The sequence below is a fragment of the Variovorax sp. 54 genome, assembly GCF_002754375.1.
Classification (GTDB): Bacteria; Pseudomonadota; Gammaproteobacteria; order Burkholderiales; family Burkholderiaceae_C; genus Variovorax.
This window is the reverse complement of record NZ_PEFF01000001.1, coordinates 3,990,196-4,008,613: the sequence shown is the minus strand read 5'-3', so window position 1 is coordinate 4,008,613 and position 18,418 is coordinate 3,990,196. Positions and strand designations below refer to the sequence as shown.

16 protein-coding genes are annotated in these 18,418 nt (G+C 66.0%); 8 read left to right on the top strand and 8 right to left on the bottom strand.

The genetic code is table 11. From position 1 onward, the window contains the following. Window positions 1–55: 55 nt before the first annotated feature. From CLU95_RS18490 to CLU95_RS18480, 3 genes are all read left to right on the top strand, one after another. Window positions 56–1,453 (top strand): TRAP transporter large permease, encoded by a 1,398-nt coding sequence (locus CLU95_RS18490; RefSeq protein WP_099794954.1) that lies wholly within the window; start codon window positions 56–58, stop codon window positions 1,451–1,453. 2 nt (window positions 1,454–1,455) lie between these two features. Further along, entirely contained in the window at window positions 1,456–2,982 is a 1,527-nt protein-coding gene (locus CLU95_RS18485; protein ID WP_099794953.1) for a UxaA family hydrolase, read from the top strand. A gap of 71 nt (window positions 2,983–3,053) precedes the next feature. Then, on the top strand, window positions 3,054–4,112 hold the full coding sequence (locus tag CLU95_RS18480; RefSeq protein WP_099794952.1) for a malate/lactate/ureidoglycolate dehydrogenase: 1,059 nt from the start codon (window positions 3,054–3,056) through the stop codon (window positions 4,110–4,112). Here the strand turns inward: CLU95_RS18480 and CLU95_RS18475 are convergent. The 4 genes from CLU95_RS18475 to CLU95_RS18460 form a co-directional block, all read right to left on the bottom strand. Beyond that, a complete protein-coding gene (locus CLU95_RS18475) occupies window positions 4,109–4,990 on the bottom strand; it encodes a DMT family transporter (RefSeq protein WP_099797374.1) in 882 nt (293 codons plus the stop codon). The two genes, CLU95_RS18480 and CLU95_RS18475, sit on opposite strands and share 4 nt — an antisense overlap. Window positions 4,991–5,192: 202 nt before the next feature. Next, window positions 5,193–5,843: a nucleoid occlusion factor SlmA gene (gene slmA / locus CLU95_RS18470; protein ID WP_099794951.1), complete on the bottom strand. Its 651-nt coding sequence runs from the start codon at window positions 5,841–5,843 to the stop codon at window positions 5,193–5,195. Between the two features lie 87 nt (window positions 5,844–5,930). Then, a complete protein-coding gene (gene argB / locus CLU95_RS18465) occupies window positions 5,931–6,824 on the bottom strand; it encodes an acetylglutamate kinase (RefSeq protein ID WP_099794950.1) in 894 nt (297 codons plus the stop codon). 64 nt (window positions 6,825–6,888) lie between these two features. Then, complete coding sequence (locus CLU95_RS18460) at window positions 6,889–7,980, bottom strand: glycosyltransferase family 4 protein (RefSeq protein ID WP_099794949.1); 1,092 nt, start codon at window positions 7,978–7,980, stop codon at window positions 6,889–6,891. A 45-nt stretch (window positions 7,981–8,025) separates the two neighbouring features. Between CLU95_RS18460 and CLU95_RS18455 the strand changes: the two genes are divergently transcribed. Both CLU95_RS18455 and CLU95_RS18450 read left to right on the top strand, forming a co-directional pair. After that, on the top strand, window positions 8,026–8,784 hold the full coding sequence (locus CLU95_RS18455; RefSeq protein ID WP_099794948.1) for a glycosyltransferase family 2 protein: 759 nt from the start codon (window positions 8,026–8,028) through the stop codon (window positions 8,782–8,784). 85 nt (window positions 8,785–8,869) lie between these two features. Further along, window positions 8,870–10,897, top strand: coding sequence for an acyltransferase family protein (locus tag CLU95_RS18450; protein WP_099794947.1), 2,028 nt, complete (start codon window positions 8,870–8,872; stop codon window positions 10,895–10,897). Between the two features lie 43 nt (window positions 10,898–10,940). On the opposite strand, the gene CLU95_RS18445 is transcribed toward CLU95_RS18450, so the two are convergent. After that, a complete protein-coding gene (locus tag CLU95_RS18445) occupies window positions 10,941–11,984 on the bottom strand; it encodes a glycosyltransferase family 2 protein (RefSeq protein WP_257214661.1) in 1,044 nt (347 codons plus the stop codon). A 38-nt stretch (window positions 11,985–12,022) separates the two neighbouring features. Further along, entirely contained in the window at window positions 12,023–13,027 is a 1,005-nt protein-coding gene (locus tag CLU95_RS18440; RefSeq protein WP_099794945.1) for a glycosyltransferase family 2 protein, read from the bottom strand. 319 nt (window positions 13,028–13,346) lie between these two features. Here CLU95_RS18440 and CLU95_RS18435 point away from each other — a divergent pair, with 319 nt between their 5' ends. The 3 genes from CLU95_RS18435 (at window position 13,347) to CLU95_RS18425 (ending at window position 16,082) form a co-directional block, all read left to right on the top strand. Further along, window positions 13,347–14,150, top strand: a complete 804-nt coding sequence (locus CLU95_RS18435) for an ABC transporter permease (RefSeq protein ID WP_099794944.1) — start codon at window positions 13,347–13,349, stop codon at window positions 14,148–14,150. 3 nt (window positions 14,151–14,153) lie between these two features. Further along, the gene (locus CLU95_RS18430; RefSeq protein WP_099794943.1) at window positions 14,154–14,855 is read left to right on the top strand and encodes an ABC transporter ATP-binding protein; all 702 of its coding nucleotides are present in this window, start codon (window positions 14,154–14,156) and stop codon (window positions 14,853–14,855) included. A gap of 204 nt (window positions 14,856–15,059) precedes the next feature. Further along, window positions 15,060–16,082, top strand: a complete 1,023-nt coding sequence (locus tag CLU95_RS18425) for a class I SAM-dependent methyltransferase (RefSeq protein WP_257214660.1) — start codon at window positions 15,060–15,062, stop codon at window positions 16,080–16,082. 91 nt (window positions 16,083–16,173) lie between these two features. On the opposite strand, the gene CLU95_RS18420 is transcribed toward CLU95_RS18425, so the two are convergent. Then, window positions 16,174–17,241, bottom strand: coding sequence for an acyltransferase family protein (locus tag CLU95_RS18420; RefSeq protein WP_099794941.1), 1,068 nt, complete (start codon window positions 17,239–17,241; stop codon window positions 16,174–16,176). Window positions 17,242–17,255: 14 nt separating this feature from the next. Next, a complete protein-coding gene (locus CLU95_RS18415; RefSeq protein ID WP_099794940.1) occupies window positions 17,256–18,410 on the bottom strand; it encodes an acyltransferase family protein in 1,155 nt (384 codons plus the stop codon). Window positions 18,411–18,418 lie beyond the last annotated feature (8 nt).

Below are 18,418 nucleotides of genomic sequence, written 5' to 3'. Positions count from 1 at the left end.
CGCGCGCCGGCACACCTCGGTCAAACACGGAGGCCCCGCCTCCCGACGGAACCCCATGCTGAAAATCATCTTCCTGTTCTTCATGGCCGGCGGCATTCCCGTGGCCATCGCCATGGCCGGCGCCTCGCTGGTCTACATCCTCGTGAGCGACAGCACGCTGCCGCCGTTCGTGGTGATCCACCGCATGGTGAGCGGCATCGACAGCTTTCCGCTGCTGGCCGTGCCCTTCTTCATCCTGGCCGGCAACCTGATGAACAACGCCGGCATCACCACGCGCATCTACAACTTCGCGCTGGCGCTGGTGGGCTGGCTCAAGGGCGGCCTGGGCCACGTGAACGTGCTGGGCTCGGTGATCTTCGCGGGCATGAGCGGCACGGCCATTGCCGATGCGGCCGGCCTGGGCACCATCGAGATCAAGGCCATGAAGGAGCACGGCTACTCGACCGAGTTCGCGGTGGGCGTGACGGCCGCCTCGGCCACGCTGGGCCCGATCATTCCGCCGAGCCTGCCCTTCGTGATCTACGGAATGATGGCCAACGTGTCGGTGGGCGCGCTGTTCCTCGCGGGCCTGCTGCCGGGTGCGCTGATGGCCATCCTCATGATGCTCACGGTGGCGTACTACGCGCACAAGAACAAGTGGGGCGCCGACGTCAAGTTCTCGCGCACGCGCCTGTTCAAGGCGCTGATGGAGCTGGCCGTGGTGGTCGGCTGGCCGCTGATGCTGTGGGTGCTTGTGACCAAGCTGGGCACGCCGCCGCAACTCACGGTGTTCGCGGGGCTGGCTTCGCTCTTCGTGCTGGACAAGATCTTCCGCTTCGAGGCGCTGCTGCCCATCATGACGCCGGTGCTGCTCATCGGCGGCATGACCACGGGCCTGTTCACGCCCACCGAAGGCGCCATTGCGGCCTGCGTGTGGGCCATGATCCTGGGCTTCGCGTGGTACCGCACGCTGTCGTGGAAGATGTTCATCAAGGTCTGCCTGGACACCATCGAGACCACGAGCACAGTGCTGTTCATCGTGGCGGCCGCGTCGATCTTCGGCTGGATGCTCACGGCCACGGGCGTCACCACCAGCATCGCGAGCTGGGTGCTGGGCTTCACCCAGGAAGCGTGGGTGTTCCTGCTGCTGGCCAACCTGCTGATGCTGTTCGTGGGCTGCTTCCTGGAGCCGACGGCGGCCATCACCATCCTCGTGCCGATCCTGCTGCCCATTGCCACGCAGCTCGGCGTGGACCCGATCCACTTCGGCCTGGTGATGGTGCTCAACCTCATGATCGGCCTGCTGCACCCGCCGATGGGCATGGTGCTGTTCGTGCTGGCGCGCGTGGCGGGCCTGAGCTTCGAGCGCACGACGATGGCCATCCTGCCCTGGCTGGTGCCGCTCCTGCTCAGCCTGGGCGTGATCACCTACATGCCCAAGCTGGTGCTCTGGGTTCCCAAGATGTTCTATTGACCATGACGCCCTACATCCGACTCCACCCCGCCGACGACGTCGTCATCGCGCGTTCGCAACTGCTCGGCGGCACCGTCGTCGAGCACGTCGCCGTGCGCGGCCTGATTCCGCCGGGCCACAAGATCGCCATGCGCGCCATCGCACCGGGCGAACCGGTGCGCCGCTACAACCAGATCATCGGTTTCGCGAGCAAGCCCATCGCCGCGGGCGAGCACGTGCACACGCAGAACCTGGACATGGGCCCGGACAAGGGAGACTTCGAACGCGACTACGCCTTCGGTGCCGACGTGAAGCCCGCGCCCGCGAAACGCGAGGCCACGTTCATGGGCATCCGGCGCGCCGACGGCCGCGTGGCCACGCGCAACTACATCGGTGTGCTGACCAGCGTGAACTGCTCGGCGACGGCCGCGCGCGCGATTGCCGACCACTTCTCGCGCAAGACGAATCCGCAGGCGCTCGCGGCATTTCCGAACGTGGACGGCATCGTCGCGCTGACGCACGGCACCGGCTGCGGCATGGACACGCAGGGCATGGGCATGCAGATCCTGGAGCGCACGCTCACGGGCTACGCCACGCACCCGAATTTCGCGGGCGTGCTGGTGGTCGGGCTCGGCTGCGAGGCCAACCAGATCAACGCCTGGCTCGCGACCGGGCATCTGGCCGAAGGCGAGAACTTCCGCACCTTCAACATCCAGGACACGGGCGGCACGCGCAAGACGGTCGAGAAGGGCGTGGCGCTCATCAACGAGATGCTGCCGCGCGCCAACGCGGTGAAGCGCGAGCCCTGCAGCGCCGCGCACATCACCATCGGGCTGCAGTGCGGCGGCTCCGATGGCTACTCGGGCATCAGCGCCAACCCGGCGCTGGGCGCGGCGGTCGACCTGCTGGTGGCGCACGGCGGCACGGCCATCCTCAGCGAAACGCCCGAGGTGTACGGCGCCGAGCACCTGCTGACGCGCCGTGCGGTGAAGCGCGAGGTGGGCCAGAAGCTCGTGGACCGCATCAAGTGGTGGGAGCACTACACCGAGATCAACGAGGGCGAGATGAACAACAACCCCTCGCCGGGCAACAAGGCGGGCGGTCTCACGACCATCCTCGAGAAGTCGCTCGGCGCGGTCGCCAAGGGCGGCACGAGCAACCTCGAAGCGGTGTACGAGTACGCCGAGCCCGTCACCGCGCACGGCTTCGTCTACATGGACACGCCGGGCTACGACCCGGTGAGCGCCACGGGCCAGGTGGCCGGCGGTGCGAACCTGATCTGCTTCACGACGGGGCGCGGCTCGGCCTACGGCTGCGCGCCCTCGCCGTCGCTCAAGCTCGCGACCAACTCGGCGCTGTGGCAGCGGCAGGAAGAAGACATGGACATCAACTGCGGCGAGATCGTCGACGGCACGGCCTCGATTGCGGAGATGGGCCAACGCATCTTCGAACTGGTGCTGGCCACGGCCTCGGGTGCGCAGTCGAAGAGCGAGCAGCACGGCTACGGGCAGAACGAGTTCGTGCCCTGGCAGGTCGGCGCAGTGATGTGAGGCCCGCGCAGTCCATGCCCGCCCTCCCCTTCGGCCACGCCATCCCATTGAACGCACGAGGAGCCTGATCCATGTCCAGAACCCTGCAGGCCGACGGCCTGCAAGCCAACGTCGCCCGCATCCTCGAAGCCGCAGGCAGCACGGCCGCCGAGGCGCAGCAGGTGGCCGCCAACCTCGTGCTGGCCAACCTGAGCGGGCACGACTCGCACGGCGTGGGCATGCTGCCGCGCTACATCGACGCAGTGGCCGAGGGCGGCCTCGTGCCCAACGCCTCTGTGAAGGTCAACCTCGACATCGGCACGCTGATGGGCCTGGACGGCCAGCACGGCTACGGGCAGATCGTCGGCGTGCAGGCGATGGAGCTGGGCATCGCGCGCGCGAAGCAGCACGGCAGCTGCATCTTCACGCTCGCGCACGCACACCACCTGGGACGCATCGGGCACTTCGCGGAGATGGCGACGGCGCAGGGGCTGGTGGCGATGCACTTCGTCAATGTGCTCTCGCGGCCCGTGGTGGCGCCCTGGGGCGGCGGCGACGGGCGCTTCGGCACCAACCCGTGCTGCATCGGCATTCCGCTCGCGGGCGCCGAGCCCTTCGTGCTCGACTACGCCACCAGCCGCGTGGCGCAGGGCAAGATGCGCGTGGCCCACAACAAGGGCGAGCAGGTGCCCGACGGCTACCTCATCGACGAACGCGGTGCGCCCACCAACGACCCGGGCGTGGTCGTGGTGCCGCAGGGCAACGGCCTGTTCGGCGCGCTCATGACCTTCGGCGAGCACAAGGGCTACGGCATGGCGGTGGCCTGCGAGTTGCTGGGCGGCGCGCTCACGGGCGGCGGCACCTGGCACCGGCCGGCGGACACGGCGCGCACGGTGCTGAACGGCATGCTGACGGTGCTGATCGACCCCGTGAAGCTCGGCACGCAGAAGGCCTTCGACGACGAGGCGCGCGCGTTCATCGACTGGCTGCGGCAAAGCCCGCAGGGCCAGGGCTTCGAGGCCGTGCAGATCGCGGGCGAGCCGGAACGCCAGGCGCGCGCGGCACGTCGACGCGACGGCGTGTGGGTCGATGACGCGACGTGGGGCGAGATCGTCGCCGCCGGTGCCAAGGTGGGCGTGGCCGTCGTCTAACGCCGCGCCGCGCGGCGCGACTTCTGGCTCAGCACGAGCGCGATGCCGCCGAGGATCGCCACCGAGGCGAGCGCCAGCCGCGGCGTGATCGCCTCCGACAGGAACAGCACGCCGCCGAACGCCGCCAGCAGCGGCACCGACAGCTGCACGGTGGCCGCGCGCAAGGCCGACAGGCGGCCCAGCGCCGCGTACCAGACCACGTAGCCGAGCCCCGAGGTCAGCGCACCGGAGGCCACGGCCAGCGCAATGCCACGCGCATCGGCGTGCGCGCGCGTGGCAAACACCAGGCTCAGTGCGAAGGCCAGTGGCACCGCGCGCAGGAAGTTGCGCGCCGTGGCCGCCAGCGGGTCGGCCACGCCCCGGCCGCGCAGCGAATACACGCCCCACGCCACGCCCGCCACCGCCATCAGCACGGCGCCGAGCAGCGGCGGCGCGGCAACGCCGGGCGACACCAGGTAGACGAGTCCGGCCGCCGCGAGGACAAAGCCGAACCACGCCAGCACCCCGAAGCGCTCGCCACTGCCCAGGCCCGCGCCCAGCATCGTGAGCTGCACCGCACCGAACAGGATCAGCGCGCCCGTGCCCGCGGACAGGCTCAGGTAGGCGAAGGAGAAGAACGCGACGTACGCGAACAGCATGACGGCCGGGAGCCAGCTGGTGCGCCCGAGGGCCGACGGCTGCGCGCGGAACCGCACGACGAGCGCCAGCGTGATCGCGCCGGACGCGAGCCGGATGCTGCCGAAGCTGGCCGGATCGATGCCGCCCTGTTGAAGCGCGAGCCTGCACAGCAGCGAGTTGGCCGCGAACGCGACCATGGCGACCGCGGTGAGCACGACGGCGTGCAGGAGAAGGGCCGGGCGGGCGGCGGCGTCAGGCATGGCGCGCTCCATCAGGCCGATGGCCGCGGCTGCGCGGGTTGTTGCAACGACAAGCACTCATGCGAACCTCCGATCCAGAGGTCATGCGAAACGGGCTTGTCACCGCGGCACCGCGTGGCGGCAAGGGAGGGAATTCATCGTACGCGCCGCAAGGGGGCGCGTCGAGTTCGGCATGGCCGTGCCGAGCCGGCCGGCCTTGCCGTCAAACGATCAGGGCGATCGTGGCTTCCAGGTGTTCGGACGGCGCGCGGCGGAAACCCGAGCGCGCAAAGCGTTGCAGCTGCCCGACCACGAAGGCCGTGAGCGCCGCGGCGCGCACCTGGGCATCGACGCTGGGCGTGGCCGAGCCGTCGGCGGCGGCCGCGCCGCGCAGCACCTGGCGCAGCGTGGCTTCGATCTTGTCGAAGAACTGGTTCATGCGCTGCTGCAGGCGCTCGTTCTCGTAGACCAGCGCATCGCCGACCATGACGCGCGTCATGCCGGGGTTGCGCTCGGCAAACTGCACGAGCAGCGTGAGGATGCGGGCGGCCTGCTGGCTGCCGGTGGCACCTTCGCGCTCGAGGATCTGGTTGACCAGCGTGAAGACGCTCTGCTCGATGAAATCGATGAGGCCCTCGAACATCTGGGCCTTGCTCGCGAAGTGGCGGTACAGGGCCGCCTCGCTCACCTCGAGCCGCGCGGCCAGCGCGGCGGTGGTGACCCGCTCGGCACCGGGCTGCTCCAGCATGGCGGCCAGCGCCTGCAGGATCTGCACGCGCCGCTCGCCCGGCTTGGGGCGCTTGCGCGTCGGTGCGGCGGCGGGCGTGTCGGCCGGGGTCTCTACGCCGGGGGCAGCTGTCTCTTCGTTCTGCATGGGAGCGCGTGCAAAGATGTAATCAATTGATTCTCGCACAGCGCAGTGAGCGCGCGCCTTCGGGTCGCCGAAGGCACGCGAGGGCCTTCAGCGCGCCCGGATCATCGTGCCGTAGGCCTGGTCGGTCAGGATCTCGAGCAGCATCGCGTGCGGCACGCGGCCGTCGATGATGTGCACGGCGTTCACGCCGCTCTTGGCCGCGTCGAGCGCGCCTTCGATCTTGGGCAGCATGCCGCCCGAGATGGTGCCGTCGGCGAACAGCTCGTCGATTTCGCGCGCGCTCAGGTTGGTGAGCAGGTTGCCGTTCTTGTCGAGCACGCCGGGCGTGTTGGTCAACAGCATGAGCTTCTCGGCCTTGAGCACCGTGGCGAGCTTGCCGGCGACGACGTCGGCGTTGATGTTGTAGCTCTCGTTCTCTTCGCCGAAGCCGATCGGGCTCACGACGGGAATGAAGGCGTCGTCCTGCAGCGCCTTGACCACGCTGGGGTCGATGGAGACGATGTCGCCGACCTGGCCCACGTCGTGGTGCACGTTGGGGTCGGTGCGGTCGGCCAGCTTGAGCTTCTGCGCGCGAATGAGGCCGCCGTCGCGTCCCGTGAGGCCCACGGCCTTGCCGCCGGCCTGGTTGATCAGGCCCACGATGTCCTGCTGCACCTCGCCGGCCAGCACCCATTCGACGACTTCCATGGTCTCGGCGTCGGTCACGCGCATGCCCTGGATGAAGCTGCCCTTCTTGCCCAACTTGTTGAGCGCGGCCTCGATCTGCGGGCCGCCGCCGTGCACCACCACCGGGTTCATGCCGACCAGCTTGAGCAGCACCACGTCTTCCGCGAAGTCGGCCTGCAGCGCCGGGTCGGTCATGGCGTTGCCGCCGTACTTGATGACGATGGTCTTGCCGTGGAACTTGCGGATGTACGGCAGCGCCTGGGCCAGGATCTCGGCCTTGTCGCGCGGAGGAATGTTGAGGACGGGATCGGTCATGGACAGTCAGGCTCCGAAGCGGTGGACGAAGGAAAGGATTCTCGCAACAAGGGTGCGCCGGCGGTCAGGGCCGCAGCCAGCGCGGGACCTTGAAGCGCACGATCATCAGGTACGCCCCGACGTAGGTCGTGACGAACAGAAGGCAGAACAGCATCAGCACGAAGGTGTTGTTCCAGAACAGCACCGCGGGCACCACCGACAGCGCGGCGAACATCCACAGGTACGGCGAGGTGCGGTTGTTGCGCGCCAGCAGTTGGCGCGCCTCGTCGTCCGCGAAGGCCACGCGCACGATGCGCCGGAAGATCAGCTGGTGAAAGTGCAGCGCGTCGGCCGTGCCCGGCGACTGGCCCCGGGCCAGCTTGCGGTAGATGGAGAACAGCGTCTCCCACACCGGGTAGATCAGCAGCAGCATCGGGAACCACGGCGACACCACGCGGTGGCGCTGCACCAGCGTCACGCAGGCCACGGCGATCACCATGCCCCAGACGTAGGCGCCGCCGTCGCCCGCGAAGATCTTGCCGCGCGGGTAGTTCCAGACCAGGAAGCCGAAGGTGGCGCCGACCAGGCAGATCACCATCGCGGCCAGTTGCCGGTCGCCCAGCTGCAGCGCGACGTGCGAGATCGCCAGGCACACGAGCACGGCCACGGTGCCAGCCAGCCCGTTGTAGCCGTCGATGATGTTGAAGGCATGCGGCAGGCCGCCGATGGCCAGGGCCGCGAAGACCAGCGAGGCATACGGCAGCACTGCGAGCCAGCCGTCGAGCGTCTCGAAGCCGGTGCGCGCCACGCCCAGCCCCTGCACCCAGCACACCAGCAACGCCGAGCCGATGGTCAGGCCCAGCCGGTAGCGCACCTTGACCTGCTGGGTCACGTCTTCGACGATGCCGCCGAGCACGGCCGGCAGGATGCACACCAGCGTGAGCATCGAGGTCTTGAGCGGCCAGGCGATGTTCAGCGGCTCGATCAGGCCGGCGCCCAGCCAGGCCGCGCTCATGCCGAGCATGATGCCGGCCCCGCCCAGACGCGGCACGTGGCCCTTGTGGAAACGCTGGGGCATGTCGGCGCCGTAGCGGCGCGCGTGTCTGCGCGCGCGGCGCATGAACAGCTGCACCGCGATGGCGGAGACGAAGAAACTGAGGATGATCAGGGCAATCATGAGTGGGGTTGGGGGAACCCTAGAATTCCCGAGCGAAATTAGACCATGCCCACGCCCCCTTCTTCACCCCAAGCCCCGGTCACCCTGTCGATCGTGAGCCACGGCCAGCTCGCGCTGGTGCTGCCGCTGCTCGAGCAGCTCGACCGCCACAGCCGGGACTCGATCGCCAAGGTCGTGCTCACGCTGAACATTCCCGAGGCCGACCTGACCGCAGGACGGCCCTGGGGCTTTGCCATCGAGCGGATCGAGAACCCGGCGCCCCTGGGCTTCGGTGCCAACCACAACCAGGCCTTTGCGCGCTGCGACACACCCTGGTTCCTGGTGCTCAACCCCGACATCCGCTTCGACGCCGACGTGCTCGCCCCGATGCTCGCCCAGGCCGCGCCCGACGCCGGCCTCATGACGCCGCGCATCCTGGAGTCGGGCCGCCCCGTGCCCGAGCCGCACCGCGACCTGCTGACCCCCTTCGAGATCCTGGGCCGCAAGAAGCCCGGCTACCAGCCGCCGGCCGTGCCGGCCTGGATTCCCGGCCTGTTCATGCTGTTCCGCAGCGAGGCCTACCGCCAGATCGGCGGTTTCGACGAGCGCTTCTTCATGTACGGGGAAGACTTCGACATCTGCGCCCGCACCCGGCTGGCCGGCTGGAAGCTCCAGGTGGCCGAAGACCTGCGCGCACGCCACGACGCCCAGCGCGCCAGCCACCGCAGCAAGAAGTACCTGTACTGGCACGTGACCAGCCTGCTCAAGGTGTGGCTGTCGGGGGCGTTCTGGCGGTACTGGCGGCTGCAGCGCGCCACCGCCTGAAAAAGGCACCGCGACGTTTGCGAGGACAATCGGGGCCGAAAAGCCCCGCAAGAAAAGCCCGCAAGCGCCGCTTTCAGCACCGACGATGACGACACCGAGCAGCCCGCCCTCCCTCCCCGAACACGCCCACCTGGTCCACCCGAAATACCGCCCGGACATCGACGGGCTGCGCGCCGTCGCGGTGCTCTCGGTGCTCGGCTACCACGCGTTCCCGCAGTGGATCAAGGGCGGCTTCATCGGCGTCGACATCTTCTTCGTCATCTCGGGCTTTTTGATCACCACCATCATCCTGGGCAGCTTCCAGGGCGACGGCTTCAGCTACCGCGAGTTCTATGCGCGTCGTGTGAAGCGGATCTTTCCGGCGCTGGCGCTGGTGCTGCTGGCCACCATGGCCTTCGGTTGGTTCTCGCTGCTGCCACACGAATGGGAACAGCTGGGCAAGCACGTGGCCGCGGGCGCGGGCTTTGTCTCGAACTTTGCCTTCTGGAGCGAAGCGGGCTACTTCGACAACGCCGCCGAGACCAAGCCGCTGCTGCACCTGTGGTCGCTGGCCATCGAAGAGCAGTTCTACATCTTCTGGCCCGTGCTGCTGGGCCTGGCCTGGAAGCGCAAGTGGCGGATGCTCACGGTGCTCGGCACGGTGGCAGCGATGTCGTTCCTGCTCAACGTGACGACCATCCACAGCCACCGCACGGCCGCGTTCTACTCGCCGCTGTCGCGCTTCTGGGAGCTGATGATCGGCGGCATGCTGGCCTATGCGCGGCTGCACCGGCCGCCACCGAAGCCGGGCTGGAGCCGCCACGCGCAGTCGATCGCCGGCCTCGTGCTGATCATTCTGGGCCTGTGCTACATCCGCGGCGGCAAGGCCTTCCCGGGTTTCTGGGCCATCCTGCCGTCACTCGGCGCCTTCTTCTGTATCGCCGCCGGGCCGACTGGCGTGCTGAACCGCTACGTGCTCGCGTCCAAGCCGATGGTGTGGGTGGGGCTCATCAGCTATCCGCTGTACCTGTGGCACTGGCCGTTGCTGGCCTACGCGCACATCCTCGAAGGCAAGCTGCCGCCGGACGGCATTCGCGCGCTGATGCTGGTGGCGTCGTTCGTGCTCGCGTGGCTCACCTACCGTTTCGTCGAGCGCTACACGCGCCGCAGCGAGAACCCGGCGATCACGGCGGGGCTGGTCGCAGTGATGGTCGGCTTCGTCGTGCTCGGGCTGCTGGCGACCACGCGCTACTACGTGGGCCGCCACAGCGATCCGTACTTCAACAAGACCGCTGCCGCCGCCAAGGACTGGGCCTACCCGGATGGCCTGAGTCCGATCAAGGTCGACGGCGAGGTGCTGCAGCAGATCGGCCAGGGCAAGCGCCGGGTGCTGTTCTTCGGCGACAGCCACGTCGAACAGTACGGGCCGCGCGCCGTGGAGCTCGCCAAGACCTCGCCGGGCACGCTCGATTCGCTCTCCTTCGTGACCTGGGGCGCCTGCCCGCCGATTCCCAACGTGGTCGACGAGCAGAACAACCTCTGCGGCGAACGCCGCGACGGCGGCATGCGGCTGGCCATGAGCGACCGGTTCGATGCCGTCGTCTTCGGTGGCTGCTGGAACTGCTACTTCTCCGAGACCGGCAAGCCCAATGCCGAGACCGCTGCGGCCGACCGCTACTACTTCTTCGACGGCAAGGACAAACGGCGCTTCATGGGCGGCGGCGGGGTGGACTTCTCGCTCAACATGCTCGAGACCGTGCTGACCACCTTGGCCAAGCACAAGCAGGTCTACCTGCTGCTGGACAACCCGGTCGGCGAAGGCTTCGGCCCCGAAGAGTTCGTGAAGGGCGGGCGCCTGGGCGACATGCAAGTGGGCAAGATGTCGCCCACCGCGCCCTGGGACCCAAAGCAGAAGGTGCTGCACGAGCGCATGCGGCAGATCGCGCAGCGCAGCGGCGCGATCGTGATCGACCCGATTCCGACCCTGTGCGAGAAAGACTGGTGCACCCGCGCCGATGCCGACGCCACGCCGATCTACAAGGACGCTGGCCACCTGCGCGCCGAGTACGTGCGCAAGCACGCGACCTACATGGACCCGGCAATGACCACGCCGGTGCCGGCGCCGGCCCGCTGAGCACCAGGCTGCGGCGGCCTCGGGGCCGCCGCGGTGCGCATCGTCAGGACTTGTAGACCTTGCGCAGGCTGCGAATGCCCGGCAGCTTCGTCAGCGCGCCGATGAAGCGCACCATGCCCGGCGTGCTGCGACGCAGCAGGAACAACGTGATCCACAGACGCAGCTTCTTCTTGCGGCCCACATACGGGTTTGCGAAGACGATGGCCGCGTAGTCGTCGAGCACCGCCGTCATCTCGCCGCGGTACTGGTCGTCCTTCTTGATGGCCTCGATCGCTTCGTTCACGAAGAACAGCTGGAAGCGCGGCATCAGGTATTCGCGCAGGTAGTAGCGACCGCGCTGGTGCTCGTCGGGGAACATCTGCAGCAGCTTCTTGAAGTACTTGAAGCGGCTGCGCACCATGCGGATGCCGAACGAGGTGCTGGCCGTGTGGATGCACCAGACCGTCACCGCCTTGTCCACGAAGTGATTGCTGTAGCCCTTGCGGAAGATGCGCAGGAACAGGTCGTCGTCCTCGTAGCCCATGAACTGCGAGTCGAAACCACCCACCGCGTCGAAGGCCTTGCGACTCACGAGCGTGGCCGAGGGCAGCACGAACATGTCGTAGCGCAGCAGGTCGAAGATGCTGCGCTTCGGGTGCTGCGCGTGGTCCTTGATGACGCCGGTGCGGATCACGTTGCCGTCGCCGTCCGCCTCGTACAGGTCGGCGTAGATGTAGCCGAACAGGCGGTCGTCCGCCGGAATCGACGACACCAGCGTCTCGATGTGGTTCGGCAGGTAGAAGTCGTCCTGGTCCAGGAAGCAGATGTACTCGGACGTCGACGCCGCCACGCCCGCATTGCGCGCCGAGCCCTGTCCGCCGTTCTCCTTGTCGAGGATGCGGAACGGGTAGCGGGCGGCCAGCCCGTCGAGCGCAGCGCGCTCTTCGGGGCGCGAGCCGTCGTTGACCACGATCACTTCGTGCGCGGGCACCGACTGCTCGAACACGCTCTTCACCGAACGCTCGATGAAATCGGCGCCGTTGTAGAACGGAATGATGACCACGACGCTCGGCCAGGCCGGCGGCTCGCTGGGCCGGGGAGAGTTCATGGGGGTGTGGGTGGAATTCATTGTTGTTGTGTGCTCTATCAGACAGACTCGAAAAGATCGCGGACCACGCCGCGCACCCCGCGACCGAACTTGTCGTAGCGACCGGTCATGGCTTCGCGCAGGATCGGCACGCACCGCGCCAGGCGCGAGGCCGGCAGGGCGGCGCGAAAGCGCTGATGCACGATCTTGCTGCGCACCTTGTCGAGGATTTCGGGAGGCACGCGGTCGCCCAGCTGAAGCAGGCGCTCCAGCAGCAGCTCGGCCTTGATCGCGCGCTCGACGTGCGTGTTGCCGCGCGAGGCGAGCGCCTTGCGCACTTTTTCCTTGTAGGTGTCGCGGCGGGCACCGATCTGGTTGGATTCGTGCTGCCGGTATTCGATGAGGGGCTCTTCCAGCAGGTCGACCCGCGACGTCGTCGACGCGACGATGGCCAGCCACTCGTCGTGCACCCATTCGACGGGCAAAGGCAGCGCATCGGCGAGCAGCGCGCGGCGGAAAACCGTGGTGGCGCCGGTCACGAGGTTGCGGCGCAGGAGCACGTCGAAGGCCCGGCCGGTGTGAATCCGCTCGATTTCGGACGGCGTGACCTCGAGCGCATGGAACAGCGTGTTGCCCAGGTCGCGGCCTTGCGAATCCACCAAGCGCGCGTCGGTGTGCAGCAGCCACAGGTTGTCGTCCTGCACGAAAGGCGCCACCATCCGCTCGAGCCGGTCGGGCACCCACACGTCGTCCTGGTCGCTCAGCGCGATCAGGTCGCCGGTGCAGGCCGAGATGGCCTGCTCGAAATTCTTGACGACCCGCAGGGCCACGGGGTTCTCGAAGACCCGCAAGGCGATGGCCAGCCCGGGGCGCTCCGCCGCGCATTCGGCCACCGTGGCGCGCACGACATCGACCGAGCCATCGCGAGAAGCGTCGTCGGAGAGCACGATCTCGATCGGCGGCCGGGTCTGCAGGCAGATGCTGCGCACCTGTTCGCGCAGAAAGCGGGCGCCGTTGTAGGTGCACAGGGCGACGGAGACTTCGAGGGAACGGGAATTGCGCATGGGCTGATCGTTTTTTCTGTCGGGCATGCTGCCGATGGCAGCCACAACCCGGCCGATCGGGGGAGCGGTGGGCTCTTCCATGGTTACGAATTGCACGGGAACCGGAGCCGGTAAAATTATCTCTCAGTTGATACTCTGAATAAAATGCGCGGGCTCGCACGAGCACCGTCCCGGCCCATCCGGCCATAGCCCTCCAAGAAATCCCGCTTGACCCCCTCGGCCACGAAGCGCTTTTGCTCATCGCCGTTTCACGCGGCGGTGGGAACCTGACCCTGCACATCACCATCCGCATGGCAGACAAAGACACTGACGCACACGCATGAGCCAAGTTCATTCCAATCTCCATCGAAGCGCCCTGGCCGACTGGTGGGAAGGCACCCGCCGCACCGACATCTGGTGGACCCTGGCGTGGTTCGACATCGTGCTGCGCTACCGCCGCTCCATGCTGGGGCCGCTGTGGCTCACGCTGAGCATGGGCATCATGATCGGCGGCATGGGCCCGCTGTACGCCTCGCTCTTCGGCACCCAGCTGGACAAGTTCTTCCCGCACTTGGCGCTCGGCGTGATCTTCTGGGGTTTCTTCTCCGCCATCGTCACCGATGCCTGCAACGCCTTTGTCGGCGCCTCCAACTATTTGAAGCAGGGCTACTTCCCCGTCAGTCTCTTCGTATGGCGAGGCCTGGGACGCAACCTGATCCAGTTCGCCCACCAGATCGTGCTGTACATCCCCGTCGCCCTCTGGGCCGGTGTCTCGCTGTCATGGTCGGTTCTCCTGGTCATTCCGGCCTTCCTGATCCTCGTCGTCAACGCCCACGCGCTCGGCCTGCTGCTGGGCCTCATTTGCACCCGCTACCGCGACGTGACCCAGATCATCACCAGCGTCATGCAGATGCTGATGTTCCTCACGCCCGTGTTCTGGCTCCCCGAGAACCTCCCGGGCCGCGCCAAGTACGTGCTTTGGAACCCCTTCGCGCAGATGCTCGACCTGTTGCGCACACCGCTGATGGGCGGCGTAGCCCACCTCGAGAGCTGGATCGGTATCGGTCTGTGGACCGTGTTGTGCCTGACCGCCGCGAGCGTGATGTTCGTCAAATACCGTCGCCGCGTCGTTTACTGGCTCTGATCCATGGCATCCATTTCACTTAAAAACGTTTCGGTCAGCTTCCCCATCTACGGGGCAGGCTCGGTGTCGCTCAAGAAGACGCTGGCGGCGTCCGTCACCGGCGGGCGCTTCGGCAAGGAAACCGGGGTCACCGTGGTGCAGGCGCTCAGCGGCCTCAACCTCGAGCTCAAGAGCGGCGACCGGCTGGGGCTGATCGGCCACAACGGCGCAGGCAAGTCCACGCTGCTGCGCACGCTGGCGGGCGTCTATGAGCCGTCGTCGGGCGAATTCACGCGCCAGGGCTCCGTCGCGAGCCTGATCGACCCCGCACTGGGCATCGAGATGGACGCCACCGGCATCGAAAACATCATGCTGCGCGGCCTCGTGATGGGCATGAGCAAGAAAGAGGTCGACCGGCTCACGCCCGAGATCTGCGAGTTCAGCGGGCTGGGCGAGTACGTCAACATGCCTGTTCGCACCTACTCCACCGGCATGATGATGCGGCTCGCGTTCTCCATCTCGACCAGCGTCGAAGCCGACATCCTGCTGATGGACGAATGGCTGTCGGTGGGCGATGCTGCGTTCACCGAGAAGGCCGAGAAGCGGATGCGCGACGTGGTGTCGAAGTCGGGCATCCTGGTGCTGGCATCGCACTCGCCCGACCTGATTGCCAAAGAGTGCAATCGCGTGATTCACATGGAGCACGGGCGAATCGTCGAAAGTTGAAGGTACGGCTTCCGGCGCCCTGGTTCTCTTCGGCCTCCACAAAGCCTCGGGACATTCAACAAAAATGATGATTGCCCCCGTATTGCGCCCCTCAAGGATTGAATGAATATGCATTTCAAATGCAACGTTTGCGCGTCTGTCCGTGCGGGCCGGTCACTGACACGGGGTGATGGGCGCAATGTCCTGTTCTGCGAGAACTGCGACATGGGGGTCGTCGAAGTGGTTCCCGAAGATACGAGCGTTTTCTATGAAGACACGTACTACGGCGCGAGCAACGCGGACGAGGTCGGGTACCACGACTACGAGTTCACGGCGGACCACAGCCTTCTGTGGGTCAAGCTGGTCCTGGAGGCGATCTCACCCGCGGGCCGGATTCTGGACATCGGTTGCGCCAACGGCCATTTGCTCCAAAGCCTGAACGGGGCCTACGAACGCTTCGGCATCGAGGTCAATGCGGCCGCAGCCAGCGTGGCCAAGAAGAGAGGCGTGGCCGTCATTGCCTCCGATGTGTTCGATCCCGCAGTCAGCAATCGAACGCACGGCAGTTTTGACTTCATCACGTCGATCGCAACCTTCGAGCACGTGAACGACTTCAGGGGCGCATTCGATGTTTCCCTGCAATCCCTTCGACCCGACGGCGTCCTCATCTTCGAGGTTCCGCTGATGTCGTACACAAGGAACAACAAGGATTGGCTCGAATCCTCGTACGAGCATGTGTACTACCCCACGGTCAAGGGGTTGGAGGCTTTGTTCAAGGAATTCCCGAACTATCAGTTCACGGGATTCGAGTCCGACATCGCCGGCTACAGCTCGACCTATATCGGCGTTGCCGCCCGTGATCCGCAGGTTTTTTCTCGCGTGAGTCAGCTTTTCGAGGCCATGACAAAGCCTTCGCCTGCCGGCCTTTCCGACGCGGAGACCTGCATCAATCTTGCGTACAACGTCGTCCACTCATTCAACGTGACGGCAGACCGCATTCTGGCGCTGCCTACGCTCGTCAAGCACGCCTACAGCTTCAATCTGGTGAAGCGCCTGACGCAGCTCTGGCACACGGACCGGGTCGTCGCAGACAACGCCGGAGGTGCGTTGGAGAGTGCGAAATGGCATGAGCAACAGGCGAAAAATTGGCAGCATGAGTGGGATCGCCTGCATCACGACACTGAAAACCTGAAAGCGACCAACGCTGCGATGTACAAGCAGCTGCAGTCGCTGTTGAATCCATCCTGAACGGCGTGTCGAGAAACTCCAGGGACCGCTCCGGATCAGGGCGCAGCACCTGGACGACTGCGGCGCATCGCGAATCGAAGACGCGCCGCGACTAGACGGTGCGAAGGACGGCCCGTGAAAAGCGGCGCCCTAGGGCGATGCCCCCTCTTTCCACCGCATGGAACAGGGTGGCAGCGACAAGGCAAAGGCCGACCGTTGCGCACAGCAGCACAGCGGTCCCGCTGCTCGACAGCTTCTCTCCGCGCCCCAACGCCAGATAGGCCCACGATGTGAAGCTGCAGAGCACCAGAACGTGCAACAGGTACAGCGAGAAGGAGATCCGGCCGAGCCACTGGGATATCGGCAACGAAAGTGCCCGCTGAAATCCTTTGTTGAGCAACACGCCGTAGAGCAGCCCGGCGCTGCAGAGCGTGAGCCACACCGGCCCGAAGTCCTTCGGCCGCACCGCGGCTAAAACGATCGCACCGATCAGCAGCGCCCACGACACCACGGGCGCGGCTTTTGATTCGCCCAGCTTCCGATGCATGTCGAGTTGCGTGAAGTTCGCAATCGCGGCCCCTGCGGCCATCGCCACGAACGGAGATGCAAGCCATCCGGTGATCGCGAGCAGCGCCACATGAATGACGCCTCGCAGCACAGCCCCCTGCCCCATGACAAGCAGCGCCGCAAAGACAAGGATCGAGCCTTGCATCTCGACGGGCATGGTCCAAAGTGGCGCATCGTAGGAGCTTGCCGGCGAGCCGTCGACGTACACCCTCCAGAAGGAAAAGTGCAGCACGTCTGCCACGGTGGGGGTGAAGGTATAGACGATCGGCAGCCAGCCCTCGCTTCCTGCCACTTTGCTCGCCGGGATGTTGCGCATCCAGCCAAGCGCCATCAACACCATGGCCAGACACGAAGCCGCAAAGATCGGCACAGTGAGCCGTGGATAGCGTCGAAGCGCGAGGTCGACGACCGCGCGTCGCTCACCGGTCCGAAAAAACCCCACGCTCAACACGTAGCCGGAGAGAACGAAAAAGATGAACACCGAAAATGACCCGTCGGTGAGGAGAGGGAAGAAGCCAGGATGCCATGCTGGCCAGAGGACCTCTCCCGCGTGGCACAGGACGACGACGAGCGCCGCCCAGCCGCGCAGGCCGTCAAGGTAGGTTTCTCTCATGGGTCGATGGCGCTCTACTTTGCCGCCGCTCGCTCTGCAATCGGCGGATGCAAGGTCTTGGCCTTGCTCCCACCACGCAGCAGCCGCTGTGCAGGCTTTTCAACGAGCAGATAGACCGTCGTCGCCAACACAAAGAGCACACTGAAGTAGACAACCTCGGGGACGCCCGGCCATGCGAACGTGGTGACGAATGCCTTGATCAGAATGAGATGCAGCATGTAGATGGAGAAGCTGATCTCGCCAAAAAATACGAGCGGGCGCACGGACAGCAATCGCCCGACCAGGCCGCGACCGGAGGCAAGACACCCGATCGCCAATGCAAAGGCCCAGCACGATCCGGCCGGCTGAAAAAACAGGTTGAACCACGGGCTCGGGAACTGTCGTTGCACCACGTAGAAGCCCGTCAACATCCACCATGTGAAGACAGCGAGTGCGAACACTTCGACTGCCGTCCACCACCACAGCGATCTGGACTGAGGGCTCAGATACTTCCTCCACAGCACGTTGGTCGACATGCCCAGCACAAACTCGAACCCACGCATCAATGGGCTCGGGTAGGTCGCATAGCCCGCAGTGAATCGATTGAAGTCATCGCTTTGGATCGGTACCGCCGCGATGCGAAGCGCTGCGATCAAAACCGCCGCCAACAGAGCGGCGCCCAAGAGCTTCCAGTGCCAGGTGCGCTCGATGTTGACCAGCAGAAACGGAAACGCCAGATAGAAAAACATCTCTGTCGAGATGCTCCACGACACCGAGTTCCACGAGAACGTGTACGCCAGAAAGGGGAAAACCGAGTGCACGAGGATGGCATTGAAGCCGAGCACCACCCACTTGTTGAAAATCCCGGGACCGTCGAACGTGATCGAGTCTGGCGCGACGCCGACGACCAGTAAGACAATGCCGACCACGTGCACTGGCCAAAGTCTTGCCACCCTTGCGCGCATGAACGTCAGGATCGACCCAGGCGGGCGATCAGCGTAGACATGCGTCAGGATAAAACCGGACAGGACGAAAAAGAAACTGACGCCCTGTGCAAGCGCCAAAGGCGCACCGCGCAGCCATGGCCAGGCAAGGCTGTTGGACCCGTGCAAGACCACAATCATCATTGCGGCAAAAAACCGCAGGCTGGTCAGCGCCCTTAGATTTTCAATGGTGGGTTGCTGCGGCATCGTTTGGG

Excerpts from the sequence above, each read along its gene's own strand:
- CLU95_RS18490 (WP_099794954.1), top strand. The coding sequence starts at position 56 with ATGCTGAAAATCATCTTCCTGTTCTTCATGGCCGGCGGCATTCCCGTG.
- CLU95_RS18485 (WP_099794953.1), top strand. The coding sequence starts at position 1,456 with ATGACGCCCTACATCCGACTCCACCCCGCCGACGACGTCGTCATCGCG.
- CLU95_RS18480 (WP_099794952.1), top strand. The coding sequence starts at position 3,054 with ATGTCCAGAACCCTGCAGGCCGACGGCCTGCAAGCCAACGTCGCCCGC.
- CLU95_RS18475 (WP_099797374.1), bottom strand. The coding sequence starts at position 4,990 with ATGCCTGACGCCGCCGCCCGCCCGGCCCTTCTCCTGCACGCCGTCGTG.
- slmA (WP_099794951.1), bottom strand. The coding sequence starts at position 5,843 with ATGCAGAACGAAGAGACAGCTGCCCCCGGCGTAGAGACCCCGGCCGAC.
- argB (WP_099794950.1), bottom strand. The coding sequence starts at position 6,824 with ATGACCGATCCCGTCCTCAACATTCCTCCGCGCGACAAGGCCGAGATC.
- CLU95_RS18460 (WP_099794949.1), bottom strand. The coding sequence starts at position 7,980 with ATGATTGCCCTGATCATCCTCAGTTTCTTCGTCTCCGCCATCGCGGTG.
- CLU95_RS18455 (WP_099794948.1), top strand. The coding sequence starts at position 8,026 with ATGCCCACGCCCCCTTCTTCACCCCAAGCCCCGGTCACCCTGTCGATC.
- CLU95_RS18450 (WP_099794947.1), top strand. The coding sequence starts at position 8,870 with ATGACGACACCGAGCAGCCCGCCCTCCCTCCCCGAACACGCCCACCTG.
- CLU95_RS18445 (WP_257214661.1), bottom strand. The coding sequence starts at position 11,984 with ATGAACTCTCCCCGGCCCAGCGAGCCGCCGGCCTGGCCGAGCGTCGTG.
- CLU95_RS18440 (WP_099794945.1), bottom strand. The coding sequence starts at position 13,027 with ATGCGCAATTCCCGTTCCCTCGAAGTCTCCGTCGCCCTGTGCACCTAC.
- CLU95_RS18435 (WP_099794944.1), top strand. The coding sequence starts at position 13,347 with ATGAGCCAAGTTCATTCCAATCTCCATCGAAGCGCCCTGGCCGACTGG.
- CLU95_RS18430 (WP_099794943.1), top strand. The coding sequence starts at position 14,154 with ATGGCATCCATTTCACTTAAAAACGTTTCGGTCAGCTTCCCCATCTAC.
- CLU95_RS18425 (WP_257214660.1), top strand. The coding sequence starts at position 15,060 with ATGGGGGTCGTCGAAGTGGTTCCCGAAGATACGAGCGTTTTCTATGAA.
- CLU95_RS18420 (WP_099794941.1), bottom strand. The coding sequence starts at position 17,241 with ATGAGAGAAACCTACCTTGACGGCCTGCGCGGCTGGGCGGCGCTCGTC.
- CLU95_RS18415 (WP_099794940.1), bottom strand. The coding sequence starts at position 18,410 with ATGCCGCAGCAACCCACCATTGAAAATCTAAGGGCGCTGACCAGCCTG.